We start from the raw sequence: 26,076 nt of genomic DNA on the forward strand, positions 1-26,076 counted from the left end.
CGTGGGATTTATAAAAGAATTTTGTTACCTAATTTTTCTTTTACGTTACTTTTTACCAAGTATTCCTAGAACTTGTAGGACGCATTATCGGCTGTGACACTAGGTGGGACGCTCCTATGGCGTTACCGATTGGCATGATTGCGAGTGCGTGAGCAAGTTTCCCCCTGCATCCAGAGAAAATACCTCTGGCCGTTATTCGTCAAAATAAACTTAGTAGGTATCCGTCAACTAGTGCAACGAAAAAGTAGAGAACCAGCGCTCTTAAAAATGATTCGACATGCTTTTTCGGATCTTGATAAAGCTCTTTTTGCGGTATTTTCGATAATCTTATCCGCTTGCTATTTCGCCACCACAGCAGATCAATGACGAGCAGGTCAAAAACATTTAAGGTCTGCCCTAGGACTAGCAAACATATAAAGTTATAAGCGAAGTTTTCCTGGCGAATAGGGATTCCCAAAAGCAAAAACAGGACATTAAATACGAAAAAATTTGCTACCCAGATACCGGCTTTCCCCGTTTCTTTAAACTTTCCGCGGTACTCGGCAATCTCTTGGATGCAGTTTTGAACTTTAACCGGATAGGAACTGTAGTTTCTTAAATTTTTCTGATCTGTGCCAGTCCCTAAGTAGCAGACCCCAAAAAATGCCGCACACAAAATGACTGTCTCGATTAAAAGCACACGTATCCCCTAACCCTGAAGCGTACTGGGTCACCTCCAAGGATCCAGATCCACTAACCTATGCCTCATCGGGAACTGATGAAGGCTTTGAATAGCTTTTTCTATCCTGCCTATTTGTCCTCTAGCATTTTTAGGTGACATTAAATTGAAGGTGATATATGCATAAATGCCCCGCAAGTCCTCTTCTGCTTCATGTGATATGCAAACCGCATAGCTCATAAACCAAATTCCTTGTGCAAAGATTCAAATACTTCGTCTGCCGGTTTCACATCCCCAGATAGCACTGACTGATAGCCTTTCCCCAGCTCTGCTTGCAATTCATTTCTTGTCATAGAGCCTAAATCTAGCGGCTCCCTGTAATTAAGCTTTACGTTGAAAGGAAGTCCCTGCTGTAAAACCACCTGCTTATAAAACATGGTAATCGCGCTTGAAGGAGGAAGCCCTAAAGAATTCAAAATATGTTCTGCTTGCTCTTTTAACTCTGGATCAATACGCGTATACAAGTTAGCTGTTTTTGCCATACAATCTCCCCTTGTTTCTTACGACGATCATATAACATTGCATTGGCATTGCAATGACGTTAGCAAGTCACACTCACCCGTAAGATTAAAGCGAAATCGCGCTCAAATCGCACGAGGCCAGCCTAGAGCCACAACAGCTTAATTCTTTTAGCGATAAGCGATAGAACCTTGAGACTCCTGCTGTACAAAGGCAAAATACGCCCAGCTATTACGCGCGTAACATCACCGCAACAGTCTCAACGGTCGATACAATGTATCAAATCCATTGATAAACGAGGTTTTTTTGGCACAGCTGCTGTGTCAAGAATCATGTCCGAACGGAAAAACACCTCACACACCTCGACCCTTACCCGTGCCCGGCTTGTCTTCTTCGTGTGGCGAGCGGCGCGAAAGCACAGTGAGGCACACGTTCTGTCTTTGTTCTTGAAATTAAAAAGACAGAGCGTGTGACCCGCTTAGGTTCAAAGAACTTACTTCTTGCCCGTCTGCTGTTCCCTCAGCTTCTGGCGTGCCTCCTGAATCTCCCACCAATCGGAATTCTTGAATCCATCGGGGCGAACAGAATTTGGGTCGTACGGGTTCCATGTATTCTTCGTATTCTTCGTATTCTTCGTATTCTTCAGTGTGACTTTAAGGTCCTTCGCGATACCCTTTCCCGCTTCGGCGCCCATATACACATACAATCCAGTGCCCGTTTCGCCTAAAATCTTCGTACCTTGTTGAGGCCATGGATTGTCTTTCGCTACGGCAATGCATACTCCGCCACCGTAATCGTTAGGTGGCATGTGACTGAACATCCATGTATGGTCGTTTACCTTCTTCACGCTCCACTCACTGGACTTCCAGCTAGACGGAACATCCACATAGAAGTAGTCCGTCATGAATGAGTGACCGCCGTTCGCTGCCTTGGTCTTAGCAACCTTCTTTTCCTTAGCGGCTTTCTCCTCGGCTGCCTTCTTCTCTTCCTCTGCCTTCTTGGCTGCTACGGCATCGTCCCTGCGCTTCTGTGCCCTCTCTTTAAGCTCATCAAGCTTGGATATATCTATCCCACTGTCCTTCGCTGCGTTATATGCTGCTTCGATTTGCTCGTCTGTCACCTCTTCCGCAGGGATTGGCTCGATAGTGATTTCCTTCTCAACATCGGTCTTGCCATCCTTGGCAATGCTCACCCTCGTAACCGCATCCTTTGTGTCATAGATGGTGCCGTCCTCTGCGATTGGCGATGCCGCAATCGCAAGGCTGTAATCTCCCGGTTTTAGCGCTATGTCAGAGGAACTTGACCCTCCATAGAACATGCTGTCCACATCATTTCCCTTGGAATCTTTTCCAGTAGCATGGACAGGGATTTTTGTGCCCTTCTCCGTATCAAGCCCCTTGGCGTTCACTACCATCGGCACGCCATACGTCTTGGCTTCTTGTGCTGAGAAATACAGATACGCGCCTCCGCAGCAGACCGCAATTGCCGCTATAACGGCTATCACCACTAATAATTTCGTTCGTTTCTTCTTCGCTGATTCATCAACCATTACTTTTCCGCCGTTTCCTTTCTTGCAATGTTCTGAGTGTCTTTATGAAATCATCTTGAAGTGCTTAAATGCCTTGATGATTGCATCGTGTTTGTCTTTCGGGCATTGAGGTCGATTTTTAGCAGCCATCCCTTCTTTTACGTAGGAGAATTGCTTCTCAAGCCCTAGTTCATCTTTCAAAGTTGCGATATATAGCGGCGACACTTTCAGACCGTACTTTTCAAGCACGTATGCCTGAATCTGCTTGTATGTCGGCTTTGGCGGTAGTTTCTCACGCTTCAGGTCTTTCATATCAACATCCACATATAAATGCTCTTTGACATTTTGCCGGGTTAAGAGACATACCGTCTCCACATGGTGGGTGTGGGGGAAAAGGTCGTAGGCCTGCAAGGACGTAATCTGGTAGCCGCGGGATACCGCGACTTTCAGGTCGCGAGCTAGAGCTGCCGGATCGCAGGCTACGTAGATAATCCGCTCGGGCTCTAGACGCGCCAACGCCGCCATCACTTTTTGTCCCGCACCGCTGCGCGGCGGATCCATTACTACCAGGGGCGGCGTCTTCATCTTGCCGCCATAGTCCGCGAGTACCCGGGCATCTACCCTTCCTGCGTGGATCTGCAGGCGTCCGGCCGCCCCTGACAGGTTTTTCCGTGCCATTTTCACTGCCGGCTTTGACCCCTCCAAAGTGGACAGGCAACCTCCCCTGTCCAGGATGTTGGCTAGAGGACGCGAAAACAGCCCCGCACCCGAGTACAGTTCCAGGATTTCTTCCCATTTTCTGTCCCCAAAAGCAGGCGGGCGGTCGCTAGTCGAGTTTGCGTCCCCACTCCCGCCATTGAGAGGGTTTCCTAGACCCTCCCCCTGAGCAGTAGATACCCCGCTACCTACCCCAAAATCACTGGTAGCCGCCGCCATTACTTGCTCGCCTAAAATCCGTGCCGCCTGACGGTGTGCCTGCCAAAAACCGTTCGGTGCCACCAGGTAGTCTCCGAAACCGGCAACCGTTAAACGCACGTTCTTTTCTGCAACCTGCTGAGCTGATTCGTTAAAGAGGGCACGCCCATTCCAAACTCGCAGCCCGTCCGCACTCGCCCAAGCCCGGATACGCCCTCCCGGCTTAAACACCTCGCTCCAGCTGGCGGGATCACCGAAAAAAGACGCATCACTAATCACCGGATCCGCCAGGGGAAAACTATCAATCTCTACCAGTTCTTCCCCGCGGAACTTAGTCATCGCTAGGCGCCCAGCAGCACTGACTTCAAAATCGGCGCGCAACCGATACCCTAAACCGTCCTCACCGCCAGCGTGTCCACTACTTACGCCTAGGCAGCTCAACTCTCCCCCGCTCACCGCTAATGCTTGCGCGAAAACTTCCTCTCCCCCCAGGCGCCGCAAACAATCTGCCAGCACCTGCGCTTTCCAGATGCGTTGGTACGGCAGTTTTACGTGGCAAAGATCCGCCCCGCCCGTGCCTCCCGGACCACCCAAAGCCCACACCGGCGCTTGCCGCTGCTCCGAAGCCTGAACTACCGCGCTCACCTCGGCAAAAATAACTTTGCCTTTTTTAGCGATCGGTACGGCTTTCACCTGCTCCCCCGGCAGTCCGAAACGCACCATATAGGTTTGACCGTCCCTATGCGCCAGGCAGTAACCGCCGTGGACGGGGCGCAGCAGCTGCAGAGAAACTTCGTTCATAGTTAAAAGTCGGTAGCAAAGTCAGGCTGAATATCGTCATGGATTTTAGATTTAGGGTCAGAAGGCGGTGGGTCAATCCCCCAACCACCGTGAACACTATTGAACCAAGGAAGATGGTCCCCCTCACCCACAAACGCGCCTCGGGTAATGTCTTGGACTCGCCCTCTAAATACCGGGGAAGATTGGCGATATTCTTCCGGAGGAAGCAGCGTCTCTACCCCGGCTCGCTGGTCTGCCCGTTCGCGGCTATGGGAAAAATTCCAAGGCACCATTACCACTAGCACTCCGGGTAGATCCCGAAGCTGACGGCGAATACGATAGACAGAGCGATTATGCAAGAGCTTCTGCCAAGGATATTTTACCAGGTAGCAGGGAATATAGATTACTACTAGGTCGCGGGGAGAACGGTTCCGCAAAGAACGCACATGCTGCAGCAACGGGCCGGTAATATCACGAAAAGGCGAAGCTAATACCGTCAGTGGCACTTCCACCCCGCTGTGCTTCCAGGTTTCTTTCAGCTGCTCAAAATCATCGGGCTCAATCTCGACGTGCACTAAAGATAGCGAGGAAGGATGGCAAGCGCGAGCATAGGAGATGGCCCGCATGGTAGGTTTGTACAGGTTAGACACCAATACCAGGCTTTGCACCCGGGAAGGCATCGCCCGGGCGGCCGCATAATCAGCCACTTCAATCTCATCACTGGAGAACTGATAGTACTTACCAATCCTCAACAGCAGCGTAAACACTATGGCCATTAGCGCTAAGGCAACCCAGGCGCCGTGGGCAAACCGAGAGACAGTTACCACCACCAGGACGGTGGCGGTACAGATAAAACCAATAGCGTTTACCGTCCAGCGGCGGCGCAGAATCTTCCGGCTTTTTTGGAAGGTCCGCGAACGTAGTTTTGCATTCCAGTGCCGCAGCATCCCCAGTTGGGATAGCGTCAAAGAAATGAAAACTCCGATGATATACATCTCGATTAGTCTGGGTGATTGCGCACCGGTAAACGTAATTAAAACTGCTGCTACCAGGGCCGGCACGCAAATAACTGGCGACAGGGAACGCCGGTCAGCACGCCGGAAAATTTGGGGCGGCAAAAACCCATCACGGGACAGCACCTGAGTCAGCTGCGAGAACCAGTTGAAAGCGCTATGAGCGGCAAAAACTAGGATCACTGCCGTGATCGCAGTAACCAGGTAGGCCATTACCGGGTAGGGGGCGAATACGATCTGTGCTAGCTGCGCGATTACCGGAGGGATGTCATAGGCCGCCAGGGGGCCATTTGCACCGATTATCTGAGAGTCATAGGCCGGGACTTTGATACCAGTAACTTTCGCTAGGTGCAGCATCGAAAGCATCATTGCTGCACTAATCAGCCCGAACAAGGCCAGGGTGATCCGGGCATTCTTGGAGCGGGGTTTCCTGAAAGCAGGCACCCCGTTACTGATTCCCTCTACCCCACTCAGGGCTACGCATCCTCCCGAAAACGCCCGCAGGAACAGCAATAGTCCCCCTAAGCCATGCAGTCCCGCCTGATAGCGCACCGCGGGTAAAAGCTCCCTACCTGCACTATCTGCTAGCCTCAGGCTGCCTAATGCCTCCTGGACAAACCCGAAAATAGCTAGCAACGCGATGGCTGCCATAAATAGATAGGCGGGGATGGCAAATAATTTTCCCGACTCTCGCATTCCCGACAGATTCAGCAGGGTTAAAACTGCAATTACCGATACGGCCACTAAAACTTGATGGGTATTGAGCGCTGGAAACAGTGCACCTACATAGCTGGCACATACAGAGGTAGAGACCGCGATCGTCAAAGAATAATCAACTAACAGGGCACTGACCGTGACTAGAGCAGCAGTTGGTCCCAGGTTTTGCCGCGCCACCTCATAGTCGCCGCCTCCGCGGGGATAGGCCATCACCACCTGGCGGTAAGAAATAATCACCACTGCCATTACCGCAAAAACAGCCACTCCCACCCACACGGAAATACCCGAGGCGACGATCCCCCCAACCCCTAAGGTCAAAAGGATTTGATCAGGGGCATAGGAAACTGAAGAAAGCGCATTAGAAGCGAAAACCGGCAGCGCGTAGCGTTTAGATAGCCCCTGCCGCATCAGCAGCGCTTTACGCACAGCCGGGCTTTCCCAGCGGTCTTTCACGTTTTTCACACCCTGATCATCCCACTATCTTGCCGAAACCGATAGTTACAACTGATATGAAAGCTGAAAATAGCCAAGAAAAGGTTTACGCTACTTGCATGCACTTCGTAGTTTTAGGATCGGGACGAGTAGGCGCCCGCGTCGCGCAGACCCTGGATGAACAGGGACACTCCGTCGCTATCATCGATTCCAATCCCGATGCTTTTCGCAAACTTCCCACCGATTTTTCGGGACAAAAAGTTTCTGGGATTGGCTTTGATCGAGAGGTACTCGAGCGCGCCAATATCGAGGAAGCCTACGCATTTGCCGCCATCTCTAATGGGGACAACACCAATATATTAGCGGCGCGTATCGCCCGGGAAACCTTCGGGATCGACCGGGTGGTTGCCCGGATTTACGATATTCGGCGCGCAGAAATCTACCGCAAGCTGGGGATCAATACCACTTCTCCGGTGTCTTGGACCGCTTCGGAAATGCTGCGACAAATGCTGCCCGACGACACCCAGCTGGCCTATTCTGATTCTGTCTATCAGGTGAAAATGCTGCGGGTTATTCCCTGCGAAGACTGGGTAGGGGTTTCCTTGCAGCAGACTCAAAAACTTTTGGATATTAAAGTTGCCTATATTGGCCGTGATGGTGAACCCTATTTCAACCTGTCTACCCTGGTGATTCAAGATGGCGACGAATTGATTTGCACGGTTCCTTCCGGGCGAGCCGCGCAAATAGAGCGAGCTTTCAAACGACCCCCGGCACAGGAGGATTAAATGAGGATTGTGATTGCCGGAGCCGGATCGGTAGGGCGCTCGATTGCGCGAGAACTGGTTACAAACGGTTATGAAGTTACCTTGATCGACAATCATCCTTCCCGCATGGAGGTCGCCTCGATTCCACAGGCAGACTGGGTTTTAGGGGATGCCTGTTCGCTAGAAACCCTTTCTAAATCTGAGATAAGTCAAGCTGACGTGGTGGTTTGTGCCACCGGGAATGACAAAGTGAATCTGGTGGTGTGTCTGCTAGCTAAAACCGAGTTCGGGGTGCCGAAAACGGTGGCGCGAGTAAATAATCCCAAGAACGAGTGGCTCTTTGATGATGCCTGGGGAGTTGACGTGGCGGTCTCTACCCCACGAGTAATGACGTCGCTAGTCGAGGAAGTTGTGTCCGTGGGGATCCCGGTACACCTCTTCCGCTTTCACGCTTCCGACACCAACATGTATTCCCTAACTGTCCCCGAGGATTCGGAATTGACCGGGCAGCCCCTGTCTGCTCTCGACCTGCCACCTTCCGTGGTCTTGGCAGCAGTTCTCCGCGATTCCCGTCCCCTGGCTCCTCATCCGGATACTTTATTACAGGGCTTAGATGAACTGCTGATGCTGTTTAGCTCGAAAGCTGAGGACGATCTAGAGCAAATAACCGCTCTGTTCACGCCCCCGCCTGAAGAAATAGCCGATCCGGCGCAAGAAGATTAGTCGGCAGCTTCGCGCAGGTGGCTGGTTTCATCGCGTAGCCACACCCAATTGAAATAACCGACGAGGGCGAATGCGGGCAAACCTAAGATCAGCCGCGCTGCCCCCAGGGGCACCAGCAAATTTGCGTAGTACAAAGGTAGCTCCACCGCTAACCTGAGCGTGAAGAGCCCCACCCACAGCCAGGTGCAAAGCCGGGAAACGAGGTAGAACTTGCGGAAATCTGGGTGGCGCCACCTATCCAGTTTCCCGATAGCACCGGCAACTAGCCACCCGATAGCCGGGCGGCGAGCCAAGATAGTTAACAACAATATCGCTGAGTAAACCCCATTGATCCAAAAACCGAAAGCGAAAAAGTTTTCTACCTGACCGCTGCGCCAAGCCCAAAACACACTGATTAAAGTACCGGCAAGTCCCGCAACTACCTGGCGCAGACTTTGGCGGCGCACCAGGCGAATGACCGCAAAGATTAGGGTGGCTCCCAACGCCAAGATAACCGGCAGCCGCAGAGATTGGGTGAACGGATAGATGGCTACTACCAAGATGGTGGGTAAAGTGGTTTCTAGCGCTCCCCAGGGCCCGCCGATAGCCTCGCCCATAGAGAAATGCTGCGAGCCTAGCTGGGCCCCGAGACCGCCCAGTTGTCCCGAGAGCGAGGCTTCCGAGAGATTTTCAGAAGCGGAAGCATTATTAGCTGCTGTTTTCTCCCTGTCACCTGCTGTTTCTAAACTAGCGTTCATTAGTATAAACAGGCTCAATCTGGAAAGTCGGGTTGATAACGCATAGCCCGTTGGAGCGGGAGATAACCATGCCTTGCACCGCTAGGCGGATTCCGGCTTTTATACCCGGAACGCTTTTGCGCCCTAGCCAAACCACATCTATCGACCCGGTGCCGTCGAACAAAGTCGCGGTAAAAGAACCGGGACCGGTGGGGGCCGGGAAGGTAACAGAACGCAAAACCCCAAATAGTGACACTCTTTGACGCTCAGCTACCTCGCTAACCTTAGAGGCTACCGCAACTTCATCGGTTCCGGCTTGCGCGGTTTCGCTCGCCTCGCTACCTGGTGTCGCCAATTCGCTATTCACTGCTCATCTGCTTCCAGTTGTTCACGCACCTGCTGAGGGAGCAAGATCGGTAACAGTTCGCCGGGAACTCGTGCTTCTTCCCCGCGCACCACCTCCAGGCCATGCAACACGTCCAAAAGTTGCTGCCGAGTATTTTCATCTTCAGCAGCCAGGCCGCGCACGATTACCCGTAGCAACCAACGCTCACCCTCAACGCCCCACAAAAGCAGGGGCAAAGCGCCCTCCCCGGAAGATTTTCCGCCCGGAATCGGCCGCGCCAACACTGCTTCCCCAAAAGGACCAGGCAGGGGAAAAATCTGGTACTCCTGAGATTTAAGCTGTTCCGCAAGCTCTTCGCGGATCTGATCCCAGAGCCCCCCAGAGCGTTGCATCGCGAAAGCAGAAAGCTGCATTTGGCCTGTTCCCGCCACAATTTCTACCGCCAATATATTGCCATGATCATCTTGAACCGGAAACATTTGCAAACCGGCAATCAAGGGAATCCTTATGGCTCCCAAATCTAAGAACTCGCTGCCTTCGGGAGATTCCCCTTCGTTATAAGGCCCCAAGTTCTCTGGGGGTTCTGCGCTCGGCTGCGGGCTGGTAACAGCTGGAGAGCCTTCCGGATCATTTGCGCTAGATCCCGCAGGAAGCTGTGGCTCGACCAGCTTTGGAGAATCGCTCAGGTCTGCCGCGGCTTTAGAAGATTCGCCCTGCAGGACACGTTTACGGCGGGAAGGAAAAAATCTCATGGCACCCGTTTATTCGGCACAGTCCCGGCAGACCGGTTTGCCATCCACGGCTCCCGCTAGGCGGGAACGGTGCTGCACTAGGAAGCACACCGAGCAGGTAAACTCGTCATCTTGTGCCGGAATCACCTGGACAGAAAGTTCCTCACCGGATAGGTCAGCGCCAGGCAGCTCAAAATCTTCTGCAGCTGCGTTTTCGTCCTCATCGACTTCGGAGGAACCAGTGGCCTCTGCCCGGCGAGCCTTCAGCTCTTCCAGGGAGTCCTGTTCCACTTCCTCTTCATTTTTACGGGGGGCGTCATAATCTGTTGCCACGGTTCGTCCCTTCTAAAAGTACTGCTTTGGTCTTCAGTTAAATAAACAATAGACGCGGGGATATTAACACTTCAAGCCCTAAAATGCTAGATACGACAGACACACCGCGCCTAATAGGCAAAAACTTCCCCTAAACGTGGCAATCTCGAAGCAAGGGAACGGAGGAGTATGAAAGACCTAGAGCTGTTGGGATTGCACCCAGATGGTAACCAGCTGATTCTCAATGATGAGGAAGGCACCCGCTATGCCTTGGCCATTACCCAGGAGTTACGCGATAAGCTCCGTCCCGAGCGCCCCAATCTGGAGGCGGTGCCCCAAAGCCCGAAGAAAACAGTGCCCCCACGGAAGATTCAATCTTTGATTCGTGCCGGCAGCACGGTTAGTGAAATCGCAGATAAGTTCGAATTGCCGGTAGCGAAAGTACAGCGTTATGCTACCCCGATTTTGGCGGAACGACGCCACATTGCGAATCTGGCGCAATCATGCCAGGTAGGGGGCGAATCAGATTCTCCCCATCTGGGGGAACTGGTGATAGATCGCCTTGCCGCCCGCGGAGTTTCTGCAGACTCACTGCGCTGGGATGCGGTTCGCGGCGGAAAGGGCCCTTGGGAAATTATTTTGACTTTTACCCAGGATGCTCGGGATTTGACGGCCCGTTGGCATATGGAGCCCGGTGCTTCTACAGTTAGCGCCCTCGATCAGGAAGCTATCTGGTTAACCGAGGCCTCCCAACCAGCTTCGAAGGTGTCGAGTTTCGAAGAGTTCTTCCCGATGCCATCTGCCCAACCTGCTCCGCCCCAACAACCAGATACCGGTACAGAGGCTCTTTTAGAAGCATTGGCGGCGGCACGCGGAAAACGCGATGCCTCCCCCGAAGTACAGCTTGGCGAGGACCAGACCGATTCGGCAGAAATTCCGGATTTGGAGGATGAGCCCGCCGATAAAAATCCGGAGCTAAAGACCCCGGCAGAAATCGTTTCCCTTTCAGGAAAACGTTCCGAAGAGCGCTCAGAAGAAGAGAATCCAGCGCCGTCCTCCTCAGCTTCGCCGCAAAGCGATTTTAGCCCTGTAGATACTGCGGTGCTCGGGAATAAATCCTCGATCCCGCACGCAGATCCTGCCAGTCAATCTCCACAGGTAAAACGCAGCCCGGAAAATGTGTGGGATAGCAGCGAGCCTACTTTTGTGGGGACTTTGTCGGAAACTGAGGCCCTTAATCTGGATTTGACCAGGCGTGCTCCCGCCGCCTCCGCGTCGGAAAACACCTCGGAAGCTCCTTCGCGTCCCGCTCCTCCTCCCCCCAGCTCCGAACCGGTAGAGGCCGCGCCGGTACTGCCGGGAATGGAAAATGTTGAGGAAAACGATAAGACCATTCTCGTCTCCGGGAAAAACGTCCCTAAAAACAAGGGTAGGCATCGGCGTTCCCAGCGTAAGTCCATCCCCAGTTGGGACGATATCGTTTTTGGAACCAAGCCGCGGTGATATCGGTACGGGAGTGCGGGCCTGATCGCTAAACCAGGATTAGGGGGATTTCCATCTCGGCTGGGGTTAGCGAACCATGTACCCCCACCATTTGTAATACTCCGGGGCTATGGAAACGCGAATCCACGAACTGATAGTTTTCTTTGGCGAAAATGGTAAAGTCTCCGATGCGATCTGGTTCGCTAATATCACCGTAAGCCTGGCGGTAATCAGCTATTATTTGACCGCGCCCGCCAACCAGTTTTTGCCACTGCGCGAGCACCATCGCTTTAGGGGCCTTCCGGGAGCGTTTTCCGGCGGGATCCTGCCCTAGATACTGCTCTTTTAGATGGATATGCAGAGCGCGCGGCTCCCCCGAAACTGCAGCTATCTGCGAGGCCAACTCGCAGCTAGCTAAATCAATAGTGGTGTCCGGGGTGAGGTTCACCATGCCATGATCTGCGGTTATCGCCATGACTACGTCATTAGGTAGTTGGGCCCGCAGCTCGCCCAGAGCCCGATCAATCGCCTCAAGTTCTTGCAACCACCGGGGATGAGACCATCCCAGATTATGCCCCCAATGATCTAGCTGCGACCAGTAGAGATACACATAGTCGGCACCCTGTTTGAGAGCTGTCGCAGCTTGGGCGCAGCGCTGAGATAGTTCCGTAGACACCTTGAGATTCGCGTCCCGCAAAGTGATGTCACTAAGTTTGGATCCCACGAAGTCAGGCGGGACTAAGGCTACAGATTCCAGGGCGGCATTACGGGCATAAGTGAAATGGGTTGGCTGGTCGCACCAGGAACGGGCCGTATGCTTAAAGCCTTCAAAAGTAATCAGATTGAGGACGCGCCTAGCAGCCGGATCCCAACACTGATACCCCAGCATCCCGGTTTGCGCCGGTGAAAGTCCCGTGTGCAGGCTAGTTAAGGCAGCCACTGTAGTGGAGGGTACACAGGTTCTGACCGGCTGTCCCCAGGTCTCCTCCGCCTGAGTAAGGTAAGGCCGCATAAAGGGAATATGCCCCCGCCTAGCCGAAAGCAGCTGCTGTCCCATGCCATCAATCGCGACTAGGCATAACCGGCGTTTGTCTTCCCCCATTATCTGCCGCAGCGGGGCAGAAAACTCGGTTTCTTCCTGCCAGTGCAGCGTCCCAAAAAGCGAGGGTAAAATATCCCATATCCGCATTCCAGTCGCAGTTTTCTCACGGTGACTCATACCTCTTATGCTCTCATACCCGCGAGCCGAATCTGACTAGCAGCCCGTTTTTTGCTTTGATAATAAGGTGAGCAAAAAGTCGCATGAACCCGATCAGCCTGACCTGTTTTCTGCAGCCATGCCTGCAGCGGATGCCCTCGACCAGCCAGACCCGAACGAAAAACGGGCAAGCTCCCCCTCAAAGAGTGTTTCTGCGACCTCTGTTACTACCCGCCCGCAGCGGAAAAAGACCTCTGTCTCTCCTCAGGAAATCGCAGAGGAAAAAATTACTCATATTGATGTGTCCGAGGAAATGCGTACTTCCTTCCTGGAATACGCCTATTCGGTGATTTATGCGCGCGCCCTGCCAGATGCCCGGGATGGTCTAAAACCGGTACAGCGGCGCATCGTCTATATGATGAGCGAAATGGGACTGTGGCCGAGCAAAGGCCATGTGAAAAGCTCGCGCGTAGTCGGGGAAGTTATGGGTAAGCTCCATCCCCACGGAGACAGCGCCATCTATGACGCAATCGTGCGCCTAGCGCAAGACTTTAACCTGCGGATGCCGCTGGTGGATGGACATGGAAACTTTGGTTCCTTAGATGACGGCCCGGCGGCGGCGCGCTATACGGAAGTGCGGATGGCTCCGACCGCGCAAGATATGGTGTCCAATCTAGATGAGGACGTCGTAGATTTTGTTCCCAACTACGATAACCAGTTCCAGCAACCGGCAGTGCTCCCGGCGGCTTTCCCCAATCTTTTAGTAAACGGAGCCAATGGGATCGCAGTGGGGATGGCCACCTATATTCCTCCTCATAACTTGGGGGAAACCGTGGCCGGCGCGATTCATCTGCTAGAAAATCCCGAGGCAACTACTGAAGATTTAATGCGTTTTATTCCCGGCCCCGACTTGCCAGGCGGCGGAATCATTGTGGGGCTGGACGGTGTACGCCAAGCCTACGAAACCGGGAGGGGCATCTTCCGCACTCGCGCCAAGACCTCGATTGAGCGAGTTACTGCCCGCAAGATGGGGATTGTGGTCACCGAACTGCCTTATATGGTGGGTCCGGAAAAAGTGATTGAAAAAATCAAAGATGGAGTACAAAAGGGCAGGATAAAAGGTATTTCTGCGGTCACTAACCTAACGGACCGTGACCACGATATGCGCCTAGTGATCGAGATTAAATCTGGTTTTAACCCCGAGGCGGTGCGCGCCGCACTCTTCAAGCACACCCCGATGGAGGATTCTTTCGGGATTAACGCGGTGGCTTTGGTCGATGGCCAGCCGCGCACTCTGGGGCTAAAAGAAATGCTGCAGGTGTTCCTCGATCACCGCATGGAGATCGTAATGCGCCGCAGCCAATACCGCCTGCGCAAACGGCAAGAACGGCTGCATTTAGTGCAAGGGCTGCTAATCGCGGTCCTCGATATTGATGACGTTATTCAGATTATTCGCGCCTCCGAGGATGCTGCTCAAGCAAAAGCCCGCTTAATGGAGGCTTTTGACTTAGATGATGTGCAGTCTGAACATATTTTGTCCTTGCAGCTGCGCCGGTTAACTAAGTTTTCGCGCCTGGAACTAGAGGCGGAGCGTGACCGCTTAACCGAAGAAATCGCCGAGCTAGAAGCCCTAATTGCCTCCCGAGAAAAACGGCAAGAGCTGGTGGTTAGTGAGCTGCGGGAAGTGGCACAAAAACGCTCGGATCCGCGGCGGACAGTGCTGCTGGCAGAAGAGGGCGCGGCTGAGTTAACGGCAGACCAGGATACTCCCTTGGAAATCCCAGATGAACCGGCAACCGTAGTTTTAGGGGCCGGCGGTCTGGTGGCACGCTTCCCTGGGCATGAGGCTTTAGCTTCTGAGGGAGGGCGCGAGCCTTGGGATGCAATTATTGCTACAGCCCAAACTACCGCTCGCGGCCAGGTGGGCGCGATTAGTTCCCTGGGAACTTTATATAAACTTACTGCCCTGGAAGTTCCGGCTTTGGTACGTTCGGCAGCGGCGCCCTCGCTGCGAGGTACCCCTCCAATTTCGCGGCTGCTGAACTTAGAGGATGGCGAGGAAGTAGTGGGGCTGGTTCCCCTGGATGAAGAAGGACCGACTTGGTGGGCCGCCACGGCTGCTGGGGTTATTAAACGGATCCGGCCGCAGGTGCTAGCTACCCAGGATTCTTATTCCATAATCGGTCTAGACAGCGGTGACCAAGTGGTGGCAGCTGGCAGTGGAGGCGATGACGGTGCTTTCGTGCTGATTTCTTCGGCCGCGCAACTGCTGCGCACCCCGGCGGATAAAGTACGCCCCCAAGGACGCACTGGTCAGGGGATTTGCGGAATGAAACTTGCCGATGGTGACCAGCTAATTGCCGCCGCCTTGGTTAGCGCCGAAAACCTAGAGTCTTCCCTGGTGGTAACGGTCGCCGGAATTTCTTCTTCTGGCCCCGGTAGTGGGCAAACTAGCGCGAAGGTCACTCCTGTGCTGCAATACCCCCAGAAGGGACGCGCCGGACAGGGGGTGCGTTGTCAACGTTTCTTGAAGGGTGAAAGCCGCCTGTCTTTGGCGGCCATCACCGCTACCCCGCCGCGTGCCCTCAGCAAAGATGGATCTCCCCTCCCTCTACCGGCGGAAACTGATAAGCGAGATGCTTCTGGTAGCGGGCTGAAGCGACAAATCTATTACCTGGGGTAATGCGGTGATACCGCTTTCGCGTGCCTAAAAGTCTTGAAAGATGAATCGCTGACTTGCTCGCTGAGCGGGTATCCTACTGCAGGGCGGGAGTTTCAATCGCATACTGGGTAGAGGTTCCGATGACTTTAAATCCGGCCTCGAGAAAAAGACGCCGGGTTGCCGGGTCAGCGGCCTCGGGCAATAGCGCCCCAGCGGTGGCGAATCCTTGTTTCTTAAATGCCTGGAGTACGCAGGCGATTAGCGATTTCAAAATCGCCGCATTTTCCCATCCTGGAAGCAGGCCCAGCAGATCTATATATCCTTGACGGTTGCCTACCGCGGTCCAATCTTGCCGGTAGATAGAAGAAAGCACAAAGCCGGCAATCTGGGAACGGTCAGTAGTTTTATCTAGTGCTACGAAGGAACATTCCGGGATAAATGCTCCCCGGCGGGTGGTCCAATCCTCCGAGCTGTATCCCGATCCCGGTTTTTGTTCTTCCAGGATCCGGTTGAGAGCTTGTCGCAACAGGTCATCGAGCTCTTTATCCCAGGTAACGATGTGGAAGGGATGAGAAAGGGCAGGGATCTCGATCGGGTGGGACAGGTCGCGAGATACATCCACGAAAGAATCAGTTTGCGAATAACCCGCTTCTAGCAGCAACTGCGACAGTTCCGGGGCGATATCTTCCACGTAAAATAGGACGCGCCCCGGCCGGGAGTGATCTAACAGGGCACGCGCTTGATCCCGCTGCCAAGAGATGGATATGCGTCCTAGTCCTTGACCACGATAACGCGGATCTACTCCGCCTTCGCAAACCACTTCGTTTGCTAGCAGCCGCGGACGTACCTGTGCGTAGGCGACCAGGTTATTTTCCGGGCCGAAAGCGCCGATAGTGCGCCAGCTGGAGGGGGCGGCAAAAAAATCTGCGATTTCAGAAATCGCGGTCCGAAAGGGGGGATTGTCGAACTCTTCGATCCGATGGATCAGGCTCCCCATTTCCGCCACGTTATCGGGACCTAGGCTACGCCAAGAAAATTTTCCGCCACCGGCCGGCAAAGACCATTCCTGCCCGCTCATTACAGCTCCACCGTATAGATCATGCGCGCCCCCGCCAGCTGAAAACCACAGGCACTGCACACCTGGGAGAGGTCACCAAGTTTGGGATAGTTGTCCTCGGCAAAGACCTGTTCATAGCCCGAGTCCGCGCAGGCAGAAAGCACTTGGGAGAGAGTTTGTTTTAAGACCGCGAACTCTGCGCCGTGGTTATCGGCGTTTTGCCGATCATCACCAAAAATATCTACTGCTACTGCCGGAATAATTTGTTCAGAGGCACCCCCGGATTCTAAGCAGCTGCTTTGACACAGATTCCGGTATACCACCAGGCAATAGGCAAGAACGCGACCCGAACTCATCGAGATAGCCGCAAAGGAAAGATTGGGAGCCAGATTCGCTACTACCCGCCCCCACCAGCGGGAAGCATCTCCTTTATCGGCATATAGGCGCGCGGAGTTAGCTACGTGGAGGGTTTTTATTTCTTCCCATTGATCGGGAGAGAGCCGCCGGGCAGAAACTATGCGTACATCCTTAGTGGGGAACTTTCCTTCCAGGGTAGCGAGATCAGCGGGGTCCAAGCCATGAGAAAAAACTTTTATAGTGCGTTGAGCAGAAAAACCCGCGGCTGCATACAACATTCGGCGGTCCCCGGCGCGCTCATCTACTACGTTGCGGATCTGAGCGGGACGGTCATAGTCTTCGCCATAGTAGCCCAGCATCAGTTCCCGGGCGCGCACATCTTGCCAGGCCAGCAAAGCTCTGCCGATTCCACGTCCGCGCCAGTGCTCGGCAGTAACTGCGAACAGGTCCGCGCGGGCATAACTTTTTTCGTCCGGCTGTAAGGTGACTGACCCGAAAGCTGCTAGGTTTCCCCGCGAATCCAATCCGATCAGGCAGTCTTGCAGTTCCGGATGACTCAGTGCCTGGGTCAAGCGGGTGATTTCAGCCTCGGAAGTTGGACGTGCCGGGCGGGAGCGCTGCTCGGTCAGGTGGATTAGTTCCCGGATTTTCCAAGAATCAGTTTCGCGCGAGGGACGCCAATATAGCCCCAGGTGTACCGGGGGCACCGGGGCAGCTGGTAGGTTTCCCAACCTTTCGCGCAGAGTTGACATGTTTTTATCTTAACGGGGAAAAAGGAGCAAACTGAAACTGTTAAGCATCTATTTGTTCAGCTGCCAGTTGGTCTGCGCCTGCCACAATGAACTCGCGTCGCGGCGCTACCGTAGAACCCATTAGCAGCTCGAAAATATTTTCTGCTTGTGCCAGCGCGGCTTCATCGGCAAAAGTGATTTGTCGCAGCATCCGTTTGCCCCGTTGCATCGTGGTTTCCGCGAGCTGGGAAGCATCCATCTCGCCCAAACCTTTATAACGCTGGATGGGTTCTTTATATTTGCGTCCACTCTTGGCGAGGGAGCGCAGGCGCTCATGCAGTTCGTCCTCGGAATAGGTATAAATAATTTCTTTCTTTTTCCGCCCCTGAGCTGGCACTTCGATCCGATGCAGTGGGGGTACTGCCGCGTAGACCCGCCCGGCAGCAATCAGGGGGCGCATATAACGGAAGAATAGGGTGAGCAGCAGAGTGCGAATATGGGCTCCATCCACATCGGCATCGGTCATCATAATTACTTTGCCGTACCTAGCCGAGTCCAAGTCGAAGCTGCGCCCAGAACCGGCCCCGATTACTTGGATAATCGCCGCACATTCGGCGTTGGATAGCATATCGGAGGTCGAGGCTTTTTGGGTGTTGAGGATTTTCCCGCGAATCGGCAGCAGCGCTTGGAAATCTGCGGAACGTGCCTGTTTGGCGGTGCCTAGCGCCGAGTCGCCCTCTACGATAAATAGTTCGCAATCATCGACTTTATTGGAGCGACAATCCGCTAGTTTTGCCGGCAGCGAGGAAGTTTCCAGGGCATTTTTGCGCCGGGAAATCTCTTTTTGATGCCGCGCGCTCACTCGCGCCCGCATCTCCCCCACTACCTTTTCCATCAGGGCAAATACTTGCTGTTTATCGTCACGTTTAGAGGAAGCAAACTTCTTTTCCAGCCACTGGGTGACTGCGCTGGAGACTGCCTGGCGCACTTGGGGAGTACCTAAAACTTCCTTAGTTTGCCCCTCGAACTGGGGTTCGGGCAGTCGCACGGTCACTACCGCGGTCAGCCCCGCCATCACGTCCTCTTTTTCGATTCTGATCTTCGATTCTTTTTGCGTGAGTTTCAGGCGCTTCGATTTCTTATTCTTATCAATCTGGCTGCGCAACACCCGCACCAGGGCGTTTTCGAACCCCATGATGTGGGTGCCGCCCATCGGGGTGGCCACGATATTTACGAAAGACCGCTCTACGGTGTCGTAGCCGTTGCCCCAACGAAGCGCAATATCAATATCGCAGGTGCGTTCGACTTCGACCGGACGTAGATGTCCGCTTTTTTGGTCTAACTGTTGAATAGTTTCACTGTAGGTGCGCTGGTCACGGATACACCAGGTGTCGATAATTGCCTGATCGGGGGCGAGGAAATCTACGAAGTCTTCGGTTCCGCCCTCGGCCTTGAAAGATTCCTCTAGGGGTTCTTCGGGGCGTTCATCTCGGCAAATAATAGTTAGTCCCGGCACTAGGAATGCGGTTTGGCGCGCACGTTCTAAAAGGTGTTCCCAAGAAAATCCGGTGGAGGCGGTTTTGGGGAAAATCTGGAAATCTGCCCAAAAACGCACCCGGGTTCCGGTCTTTTTCTTGGGGGCTTTCCCTACTACTTTCAGTTTCGATTCTTTAGTGAAGGGCTTAAACGGCGAGGTCGGGGTGCGGGATTCGCTATCATCAAACTCCCCGGGTTCTCCACGCAGGAAAGACATTTGATAGGTTTTCCCACCCCGATCTACCTGCACATCTAGGCGCGCAGAAAGAGCGTTGACTACCGAAGCGCCCACTCCGTGTAGGCCGCCCGCGGCCCCATAGGAGCCAGTGCCGAACTTTCCACCCGCATGCAGCTTGGTGTAGACGACCTCTACCCCAGAGAGTCCCACCCCGGGGACTTTATCAACGGGGATACCGCGGCCATTGTCCGCTACCGATACCGAATGATCATCGCCGATAGTGACCTCGATCTGGTCACAGTAACCTTCCAGGGCTTCATCGACCGAGTTGTCGATGATTTCCCATAGGCAATGCATCAGCCCGCGGTGATCGGTGGATCCTATATACATTCCGGGACGCTTGCGAACTGCGTCAAGTCCTTCTAGTACCGACAGATGCCGGGCGGTGTAGTCCGATTTCGTCTTAAGTGCCACCCTCCTAGTTTAAAGGGTGGCGCTTTTAGGGTGGCGAGCGGCTTTCCGAGGGCGAGTTATTGTGAGGGACTTCCCGTCGGGTTTTTGGGGGCGTTTCCTCTGTTTTACAGTGTTGGTTTTAGCTCCGGCGGAATGAAGATATGAGTTAATAAAGGTAAAGAAAATGCCTAAGTAACTGACTCTAGCTAGTCGGGGAAGAAGGAACCGCCTTGAAACGCCTAGCAAAGATGCTCCTCGGTGCACTATTAGCTGTACTCGCCCTGCTGATACCAGCTGAACCCGCAAATGCAGCCAACGATTATCTGCTTGACATGTCTATAGATGCGGATTTAGAGGTTCACGCATCTATGAACATTCCACTATCCGAGGAATTAGCTACTTTACTGGGGGGTGCTTTAGATTGTGGGTTGATAAAAGCATGGGATGAGTTCTTCCCCGGAGGGGTCCGCGATCTGAGTAACTTCAAAGTTGAAAGCTGTGACCAGCAAGGGAACATTCTTTCCTTCGAATTGTCGGGGCAGGCCAGAGAGGGCGCTCAAAGCACTAACGGCTGGAAAATTACCAAAGATGAAATTATCTTGTCCTTTTCTCCTGGCATTGGTGCGGCATCTGACGCAAACGAAACTGATATCGGCGGAATCCGAGTTACCTTCCCCGGAACAGTTAAAAGTGTAGAGCCCAATGTGGGATCCACTTCTGGCAATATTTGGTCAGTAGATAATCCTAGCGAAATAGACAGAACAGTAACTATTACCGCTGAACGTAATAAACCCTCCTTTTTCTCTGGTTTGAGGCCGGTGCATCTCATCATCATCACTACGTTACTACTGATAACTATTGCAGCGGTTATTGTGGCGGTGCTGGTGATAAGAAACCGCAAGAAGAAGCCGCAAAACTCCAGCAGGTCTAAACCCGATTCCAGCATCTATCCCCCATCAGCCTCTATGTCTAAGGATTTGGGAATACCCGGGGAGCAGCCGCACGTTGTTGGCTCTCCACAAATGCCGGGATATCCTACAGCTCCAGGTGCACCTGGTATGCCAGGAGCGGCGCCCTATCCCCCGAACGTCCCCCCGCAAGGGCAGCCAGCTGTGCCCATGCCCGGCGGGAACTATCCTTATCCGTATCCTTACCCGCCAGCCAATCCCCAAGGCTCGCAAGCTGGGTACCCGATGCCACCACAAAGCTACGGCTCCCCCGCACCGGGATTCCCCCCACCCCAAACACCCCTGCAACCCGATCAACCTACAAATTCACCCATGACTGCGCAATCTCCCAGGCAAGACAATAGGAAGAAACCTGGATTCGACGAACAAGAAAACCCAGATACCTAGGACAGGATCTATTCCTGACCATTTATAAAACTGCAATAGAAATTTACCATCAAGACCTACGACTATAATCAGGCACACAAAAAGCTCAAGAAATCTACTTATGGACTACCAAGAGGAACCGCCTTGAAATACTTAACAAAGATGCTTCTCGGCGCGGTAATAGCTGTACTAGCCCTGCTGATACCAGCCGCACCCGCGAATGCTGATGATGACTACCTACTCGATATGTCCATAGATGAGAATCTGGCAGTTCACGGATTTATGAATCTCCGAGTACCGGATAGACCTGTTTCTGATTCTGGGGACTATTTATCTTGTGAACTGCTGAAAACGGAGACTCAATATCTTCCCGGAGAGGTTACAGGGCTTAGCGGCTTCCAGATTGAAGACTGTGAACAGCACGGACATCAGATAAGTCTCGAATTCTCTGGGCATTGCCAAGAGGGCAGTCAAAGCAATCATGGCTGGAATATTACCGACGATGAAATCATATTGTCGTTTCCTCCCGGGATAAGTGGGAAAACTTCTTTCGAGGATAGTGATAGTGCCAGTGATATCGGCGGGTTATACATAACTTTCCCCGGAAAAGTTAAAACCGTAGAACCCGGTTTTGGACATACATATGACAATACTTGGTCGATAGAAAGTGCTAGCGAAATCGAGAGCTCGGTAACGATTACTGCATCACGTCATGCTTCTATCTTGGGGACGACAGGAATGATTATCCTCGCTTTGCTGATTATTGTGGCAATAATTGTGGCAGTGATAGTGGCGAATATCCGCAAGACGAAGCCAAAGGACTCCGATAAATCTAAACACGCCTACGGGACCTACCCGTCGCCACCTGCTGTGCGCGAAAATCCTGCGTCTGCAGCCAGCGATGAGTCCGGGGCTCACTCACCCGCGCCTAGGACGGCTAGGATGTCCACCGCACAGCCTCCTCTGCCTTCGACGCAGTCTTCCCTGCCTGACGCTGAGGGAATCCCGACCGGGCAGCCCGACATGGCTGAAACTCCCGACATGCCCATCGGACAACCTGTGATGCCGGTCCCTCCACAACCCTCTATGCTTGAGGGTTCCCCCCAAATTAGCTATCCGCCCCAATACGGTTACTTCCCACCGGCGCCCTATCCCCCGAATGTTCCTCCGCAAGCACAGCCGGGAGCGGCAAGGCAGAGTGGCCACTACCCCTACCCCTACCCCTACCCCTATCCTTATCCGTATCCCTATCCGCCAGCTAATCCTCAAAACCCAAGTGGCGGATATTATCCGATACCAAACCAAGGCTACGGCGCCCCCACCCCGGGATTCTTTCCGCAGCAAGCTCCCCCACAACCCGGACAAACTGACCAATCCGGCAAGCCTTGGCATCCAGAAGAGTCAACGCCAGGCATTGAGGAAGAAAATAGGAAGGAACCGGGCTCCCATCGATAAGAGCACTTGACGAGCAAAAACGCTGTTGTCGCCTGGAATAAATAAAATTCCCCTCTACGCCCCTTACTCGAACCTAGGAAATATAATCAGGAATACATACAGCTAACCGAGTCAGCTGCTGGACTAGTAAAGGAATCCCCATGAAATGCCCAATATTCGCCAAAGGACTTCCCCACCTTTTACTAGGGGGACTGCTGACCGCACTACTGGTCGTTTCTTCGGTGGTTCTACCCTCCGCACCCGCACACGCCACAAATCAATACCTCTATGACTTTTCCATTTCCGAAGACCTCAGCTTTAAGGCTTCTGTTTACGAGGGTGAAAAAGAAGATATGCCCAGCCAAACAGACGCAACAGATCCCAAAAAAATATGTGAGGGACTAAAATTAGATCGAAATAGGATGATAAATAATAAGCTCGAAAGAGACGGAGAAGATGAGGGTATTTCCAGCCTCCAGGTAGAAGATTGCAGGTTTATAGACTCGCACGTTTTTCTCGAATACACGGGTAAATGGGACGAAAAATTACTTGAGAGAGCCTCCTCAAAAACGAGTCCAAAAATCACTGATGAGGGTGTCCTTATCGTAAAACCCGCCTGGATGGGACCGATATCTTCAGAAGAAATAATTAAGGGGCACGATCTTGGACTTATACGGTATGTGTTCCCCGGAAAAATTAAAAATGTGACTCCAAATATTGGAAAAATATCCGGCAATACCTGGACACTGGAGCACCCTTCAACAGATGAACAGAAAGAGAAAGTCATTGAGAGTTGGAGCCAGCTTACTATTACTGGTGAACGTTACAGCTCCAAGTTAGGGCTGATTTTAGGGATTACGATTCCGGCGGCGCTGATTATTGTGGCAGTGATTGTGCTGTTGATCGTGAGAAGTAAGCGCAAGAAGAAGCAGGAAAACCTGCCTCCATACCCGGCAGGATACGGCGCCTACCCTCCGCCTCCTTTTACCCCGGGAAACTCCGCATACCCACCCCAGCCTCAGATACCGGGATATCCTGCGGCACCAGGGGTTCCCGGCATCCCAGGAGCGGCGCCCTATCCCCCGAATGTTTCCCCGCAAGGACAGCCAGGAGCGCCAATGCCAGGCAGCTGCAACCCCTACCCGTATCCTTACCCGCCAGCCAATCCCCAAGGCTCGCAAACTGGGTACCCGATGCCGCCTCAAGGCTACGGAAGGCCCACCTCGGGATTCCAACCTCCTGCCGCTCCCCCACAACCAGCAGCAGGACAACGGGGAAATCTTGACGACTCGAATCAAGCTACCGAATCCCACCGCGGAAAACATGCAGCTAGCTCGCCGCAGCCTGGACAGTCCGGGCAACCCGCACAATCCTTCGAACCTACCCAATCGGGAGAGGCAGAAGGAGCGGGGAATCCGGACGGATCAAATCAAGATAGCGATTCCCACAAGCCCAAGCACGTAGCCGAAACAGAGCAATCTACTCAGACAGATTGAGCTACGGTTTTTCTGTATCGACACCACCTGAGCCTAAAATCCCAGGCATCCAACCAGAACCACCCCGACAGACTATCTAATCGGGAAAAATCAAACCCAGGGATTAGCGCAGCTTAGAAGCTGATAGCTAGTACGGTAACCCGCCCCTAGCGGGCGCGAGAAAGTGAAGTCAGAGGCGCGTTTTGGGCTTCCTCTAAATGCAGCTGCTCGGTGTTATCTACGATTTCGGCGCCGCTTTCCCGCAAAGCCGGCACTAGGACGTGGGCGTGATGGGCGCAGAAAAATAGATTGCCGGCCTCCAGGCGGGCAAGAACCCACGCCTGCGCTCCGCAGGTATCGCAACGATCAGTCGCGTCAAAAACATAGGTTTGCTCACTCATGCTTTCATTGTCCACTGCCCACCTAAGGAAGTCACGCCCACTGCTCATCCTTTCGCGTCTGGCAAAATCCCCCAGCGGCTAGTCTGAATATTAGGACTTTTATTTAAAACGATAGACAGTGCCCTCATGTCGATGGATATTCTTTGAATGTGAATAGTTTTTCTCCCGCTGATCGCGGTAATAAACAATTCCCAGATGACAAAGACGTGACTGGTGACATTAAGGAAACAGTGCCTGTTTATCCAAATAACGCTGCAGTTCAAAACAACTTTGGTGACACGGGTAAGAAAACCAAAAAAACCAAACTATGGCTATTCCTCGCCATAGCGGTGTTGCTAATTGTGGCCCTAACTATTCTGGGAATATTGGTTTCTAAGAAAACGGTTTCTCCCCCCGAAAAAGCTTTAGACCAGGATACTTTAGACCAAGGCATCAGCAAATCTTGGGATAAGGAAGCCACCAACCTGGCAGCAGTAACCGGCGAAATCACCAGCACCTACGCCATGTCACTCAGTGACAAACAGATTGCGTTAATTATGCTGAATCAAAATCAAGCTGGAAAAGTGCAATACCTGTCGACTAAAGATGGAAAAGCCCAAGGCACTATCAAAGATCTCCCGGCTTGCAACAACGATTTACTCCGTCCCTACCTAGTCAAAGATTCCAAGATTATCTGCGCTAAAACAGATCAGGTAACGGAAAATAAAGACGATAAATACCGTTTCACTCACCAAATCTATAAAGATGAAAACGTTATTATTGGGGCGGCGCCCAGCGCCGATCAGGCAAGCATTATCGTTGCCTACAGCCCCAAAAATAATAAACCCCTGTGGATGGAAAAACTTCCGGACAAGCCAAGTGTTTACGCTGATAAACATGGGGTTTACACTAATACTACCTCCCCTGAAGAGGGCGGAGTAGTTAACAAGACAAACTTCTATATTCCAAGTGATAAAGCCGATAAGTCTCCTATTGCGGACTCTGATATTCCTCAGGTAGCAAAACCAGATGCCATCAAAGACATTGACTTTGAAAATCTGTACTTCCCTAACGGTAATTTTGGTTATGTCCCTAGCGAAAAATGCGCTAAATCCTACTGGCAGGATGACCAAGGAGCTCCCCAGTTCCAAAAAATGCCAGATGGCCCAGCAGATTGCTGGTTAGAGCTTAGAGATGGCCTCTCAATTGAGACAGCACCCGGGATGGTGGAAGGCACTTCTGATCCCTTAGTAGATATTTCTAATAACGGCGCTCATCAAGACGATAAAGGATTCACCCCCGATCCGAATCACAGCAGATTCTCCTATGCAGACGTAAATCAAGACGGGTATCTCGACGCTTTAATCTACGACAATGTGGGGATGGGGTGGCAAAAGGTGCTGTGCATCTTTGACCCGGAAGATTCTGCTCACCCCTACTGCGCGCATATTGTGGGAGGCGCCGCTCCCTACAATCTCAACTATTCCGGTAACGGGAAAATTTCCCTCTACCAGCCGCCCGAAGGGAAAACCGAAGTTGAAATGACCATCGGCACCCAAGACGGAAAACCGGTAGTTACCGATTACCAAAAGCTATCGGCGGCCTGGTAAATCTGCTGGATTCCCGGAAAATAAGCTCGCTTACT

Annotated in this window: 23 protein-coding genes; 8 read left to right on the plus strand and 15 right to left on the minus strand. The window is 52.8% G+C overall.

All coding sequences use genetic code 11. From position 1 onward, the window contains the following. Positions 1–199 precede the first annotated feature (199 nt). From AC1EKS_RS02475 to AC1EKS_RS02500, 6 genes are all read right to left on the minus strand, one after another. A complete protein-coding gene (locus AC1EKS_RS02475; RefSeq protein ID WP_481008867.1) occupies positions 200–679 on the minus strand; it encodes an ABC transporter permease in 480 nt (159 codons plus the stop codon). A gap of 30 nt (positions 680–709) precedes the next feature. After that, positions 710–898 (minus strand): type II toxin-antitoxin system RelE/ParE family toxin, encoded by a 189-nt coding sequence (locus AC1EKS_RS02480; protein ID WP_481008866.1) that lies wholly within the window; start codon positions 896–898, stop codon positions 710–712. Next, positions 895–1,200 carry a type II toxin-antitoxin system RelB/DinJ family antitoxin gene (locus tag AC1EKS_RS02485; protein ID WP_481008865.1) on the minus strand — a complete coding sequence of 102 codons (306 nt, stop codon included), beginning with the start codon at positions 1,198–1,200 and terminating at the stop codon, positions 895–897. The genes AC1EKS_RS02480 and AC1EKS_RS02485 overlap by 4 nt, the downstream gene beginning before the upstream one ends. Before the next feature lie 470 nt (positions 1,201–1,670). Then, complete coding sequence (locus AC1EKS_RS02490; protein WP_481008864.1) at positions 1,671–2,726, minus strand: hypothetical protein; 1,056 nt, start codon at positions 2,724–2,726, stop codon at positions 1,671–1,673. Positions 2,727–2,768: 42 nt separating this feature from the next. Further along, a complete protein-coding gene (locus AC1EKS_RS02495; protein ID WP_481008863.1) occupies positions 2,769–4,421 on the minus strand; it encodes a class I SAM-dependent RNA methyltransferase in 1,653 nt (550 codons plus the stop codon). A 2-nt stretch (positions 4,422–4,423) separates the two neighbouring features. Then, positions 4,424–6,592 carry an APC family permease gene (locus AC1EKS_RS02500; protein ID WP_481010180.1) on the minus strand — a complete coding sequence of 723 codons (2,169 nt, stop codon included), beginning with the start codon at positions 6,590–6,592 and terminating at the stop codon, positions 4,424–4,426. Between the two features lie 47 nt (positions 6,593–6,639). On the opposite strand from AC1EKS_RS02500, the gene AC1EKS_RS02505 reads away from it, so the two are divergent. Then, a complete protein-coding gene (locus tag AC1EKS_RS02505; RefSeq protein ID WP_481010182.1) occupies positions 6,640–7,347 on the plus strand; it encodes a potassium channel family protein in 708 nt (235 codons plus the stop codon). Next, on the plus strand, positions 7,348–8,049 hold the full coding sequence (locus tag AC1EKS_RS02510; RefSeq protein ID WP_481009588.1) for a potassium channel family protein: 702 nt from the start codon (positions 7,348–7,350) through the stop codon (positions 8,047–8,049). Here the strand turns inward: AC1EKS_RS02510 and AC1EKS_RS02515 are convergent. From AC1EKS_RS02515 to AC1EKS_RS02530, 4 genes are read right to left on the minus strand one after another with little or no spacing between them, the layout of a single operon-like run. Then, the gene (locus tag AC1EKS_RS02515; RefSeq protein WP_481009587.1) at positions 8,046–8,786 is read right to left on the minus strand and encodes a DUF3159 domain-containing protein; all 741 of its coding nucleotides are present in this window, start codon (positions 8,784–8,786) and stop codon (positions 8,046–8,048) included. The genes AC1EKS_RS02510 and AC1EKS_RS02515 overlap by 4 nt on opposite strands. After that, positions 8,776–9,132 (minus strand): OB-fold nucleic acid binding domain-containing protein, encoded by a 357-nt coding sequence (locus AC1EKS_RS02520; protein WP_481009586.1) that lies wholly within the window; start codon positions 9,130–9,132, stop codon positions 8,776–8,778. The genes AC1EKS_RS02515 and AC1EKS_RS02520 overlap by 11 nt, the downstream gene beginning before the upstream one ends. After that, positions 9,129–9,863, minus strand: a complete 735-nt coding sequence (locus AC1EKS_RS02525; RefSeq protein ID WP_481009585.1) for a DUF3710 domain-containing protein — start codon at positions 9,861–9,863, stop codon at positions 9,129–9,131. The genes AC1EKS_RS02520 and AC1EKS_RS02525 overlap by 4 nt, the downstream gene beginning before the upstream one ends. Before the next feature lie 9 nt (positions 9,864–9,872). Further along, positions 9,873–10,175: a DUF4193 domain-containing protein gene (locus AC1EKS_RS02530; protein ID WP_481009584.1), complete on the minus strand. Its 303-nt coding sequence runs from the start codon at positions 10,173–10,175 to the stop codon at positions 9,873–9,875. Positions 10,176–10,343: 168 nt separating this feature from the next. Between AC1EKS_RS02530 and sepH the strand changes: the two genes are divergently transcribed. Then, positions 10,344–11,657, plus strand: a complete 1,314-nt coding sequence (sepH, locus tag AC1EKS_RS02535) for a septation protein SepH (RefSeq protein ID WP_481009583.1) — start codon at positions 10,344–10,346, stop codon at positions 11,655–11,657. Between the two features lie 28 nt (positions 11,658–11,685). Here the strand turns inward: sepH and AC1EKS_RS02540 are convergent, their stop codons facing one another. Then, positions 11,686–12,855, minus strand: coding sequence for an alkaline phosphatase family protein (locus tag AC1EKS_RS02540; protein WP_481009582.1), 1,170 nt, complete (start codon positions 12,853–12,855; stop codon positions 11,686–11,688). Positions 12,856–13,147: 292 nt separating this feature from the next. Between AC1EKS_RS02540 and AC1EKS_RS02545 the strand changes: the two genes are divergently transcribed. Further along, positions 13,148–15,517 (plus strand): DNA gyrase/topoisomerase IV subunit A, encoded by a 2,370-nt coding sequence (locus tag AC1EKS_RS02545; protein ID WP_481009591.1) that lies wholly within the window; start codon positions 13,148–13,150, stop codon positions 15,515–15,517. Positions 15,518–15,590: 73 nt separating this feature from the next. Here the strand turns inward: AC1EKS_RS02545 and AC1EKS_RS02550 are convergent, their stop codons facing one another. The 3 genes from AC1EKS_RS02550 to AC1EKS_RS02560 are packed head-to-tail and all read right to left on the minus strand — an operon-like array spanning position 15,591 to position 19,829. Then, positions 15,591–16,574: a hypothetical protein gene (locus tag AC1EKS_RS02550; RefSeq protein WP_481009581.1), complete on the minus strand. Its 984-nt coding sequence runs from the start codon at positions 16,572–16,574 to the stop codon at positions 15,591–15,593. Beyond that, entirely contained in the window at positions 16,574–17,662 is a 1,089-nt protein-coding gene (locus tag AC1EKS_RS02555; RefSeq protein WP_481009580.1) for a GNAT family N-acetyltransferase, read from the minus strand. Before AC1EKS_RS02555 ends, AC1EKS_RS02550 begins: the two co-directional genes overlap by 1 nt. A 40-nt stretch (positions 17,663–17,702) precedes the next feature. Beyond that, a complete protein-coding gene (locus tag AC1EKS_RS02560; RefSeq protein ID WP_481009579.1) occupies positions 17,703–19,829 on the minus strand; it encodes a DNA gyrase/topoisomerase IV subunit B in 2,127 nt (708 codons plus the stop codon). A 209-nt stretch (positions 19,830–20,038) separates the two neighbouring features. Between AC1EKS_RS02560 and AC1EKS_RS02565 the strand changes: the two genes are divergently transcribed. From AC1EKS_RS02565 to AC1EKS_RS02575, 3 genes are all read left to right on the plus strand, one after another. Continuing rightward, complete coding sequence (locus AC1EKS_RS02565; protein ID WP_481009578.1) at positions 20,039–21,163, plus strand: hypothetical protein; 1,125 nt, start codon at positions 20,039–20,041, stop codon at positions 21,161–21,163. Positions 21,164–21,286: 123 nt separating this feature from the next. Next, complete coding sequence (locus AC1EKS_RS02570) at positions 21,287–22,597, plus strand: hypothetical protein (RefSeq protein WP_481009577.1); 1,311 nt, start codon at positions 21,287–21,289, stop codon at positions 22,595–22,597. 683 nt (positions 22,598–23,280) lie between these two features. Further along, positions 23,281–24,072, plus strand: a complete 792-nt coding sequence (locus AC1EKS_RS02575) for a hypothetical protein (RefSeq protein ID WP_481010184.1) — start codon at positions 23,281–23,283, stop codon at positions 24,070–24,072. A gap of 146 nt (positions 24,073–24,218) precedes the next feature. Here the strand turns inward: AC1EKS_RS02575 and AC1EKS_RS02580 are convergent, their stop codons facing one another. After that, on the minus strand, positions 24,219–24,452 hold the full coding sequence (locus AC1EKS_RS02580) for a DUF7455 domain-containing protein (RefSeq protein ID WP_481009575.1): 234 nt from the start codon (positions 24,450–24,452) through the stop codon (positions 24,219–24,221). A gap of 149 nt (positions 24,453–24,601) precedes the next feature. Between AC1EKS_RS02580 and AC1EKS_RS02585 the strand changes: the two genes are divergently transcribed. Further along, on the plus strand, positions 24,602–26,041 hold the full coding sequence (locus AC1EKS_RS02585) for a hypothetical protein (protein WP_481009574.1): 1,440 nt from the start codon (positions 24,602–24,604) through the stop codon (positions 26,039–26,041). Positions 26,042–26,076 lie beyond the last annotated feature (35 nt).

It is taken from the genome of Varibaculum sp. C0165D1 (genome assembly GCF_056590355.1).